The sequence below is a fragment of the Clostridium sp. 1001271st1 H5 genome (assembly GCF_005845215.1).
In the GTDB taxonomy this organism is placed as follows: domain Bacteria; phylum Bacillota; class Clostridia; order Lachnospirales; family Lachnospiraceae; genus Enterocloster.
In genome coordinates this window covers 1-1,037 of record NZ_SPHO01000074.1, presented here as the reverse complement: position 1 = coordinate 1,037, position 1,037 = coordinate 1, and the positions used below count along the sequence as shown (strand labels likewise).

Annotated in this window: 1 pseudogene; it reads left to right on the top strand. The window is 55.4% G+C overall.

The features are described from left to right. Nucleotides 1-1,037: pseudogene (locus tag FGS84_RS30670) on the top strand (hypothetical protein); the annotation flags it as partial.

Sequence of the window (1,037 nt, the reverse complement as noted above, 5' to 3'; positions counted from 1 at the left end):
GATATGGACATTTTGAAGCAGTGCCAGAAGTGGCATGAGGAGAGCAAACAACATAAAATTATTGATGCGCTGGAGGCCATCCCCGCCGAGGAGCGTACCCCTGAGATGGACAGTGAGTTAGCCCGTGCCTATAACAATCTGGCAGACCCACATAAGCCAACTTGCAAAGAAATGCTCAAAAAGGCCCTCGCTCTGCTAAAGCCCCATGAGGAATACTTCGAGGACGACTATTACTGGAACTTCCGCATGGGTTACTCTTACTTTTATCTGGATCAGGAGGGCCGGGCTCTGCGATATTTTGAAAAGGCATTGGAAGTCCGCCCTGGTGACGATGACACCAAAGAGTTTATCGAACGGTGCAAGAAGGGTATTTCTCTGCCGCAGTTCTGGGAGTGCTTCCGGGAGCGGACAGAGGACTGGTGGGAAACCTTTGCGGAAATGGAAGCAGAATTGCGCCAGATGATGGATGAGGACAAAGATCACACCCGCGGTGCCGAACTCGTGGCCCAAATGCAGGAAACCCTGAATCTGGTCTTTGATGAGATCTCTTTCGAGATGGGCTTCAACGGCAAAAAGCATGAGCTGATCCTCACCCCGGAGGGCGACAAGGTCAAGCTGTTTGAGCTGGTCTACTTCCAGAAGCACGCCCCCAAGGAGGTGCTGGAGCACTGGAACATCCTGGTGGGCCGTCAGCCCCTCCAGAACATCGGCCTGCGCACCGAGGACGGCTGGGATATCTCCGGGGAGGATGTGCAGATCTGGCTGGAGGAGCAGGGTGAAAACAGCTTCGCCATCTCCGCTTACTGCGAAAAGCTGCTGCCTATGCTCCGGGAGGAAGAAGGCCGGGCCTGGTGGATGCTCACCACCCTCACCGATCAGGTGCTGGGTGAGATCCCCCACATGAGATACATAGACAGCTTTGATGTGCTGGAGGAACCCAAGGCAGAGCCGTCCTTCCTCCTGTCCCAGCTGCCCGACAAACTGCGGGAGCAGGGCCTGGAGCTCTCCACCGACCCGGAAGCCTATCTGGAGAGCTA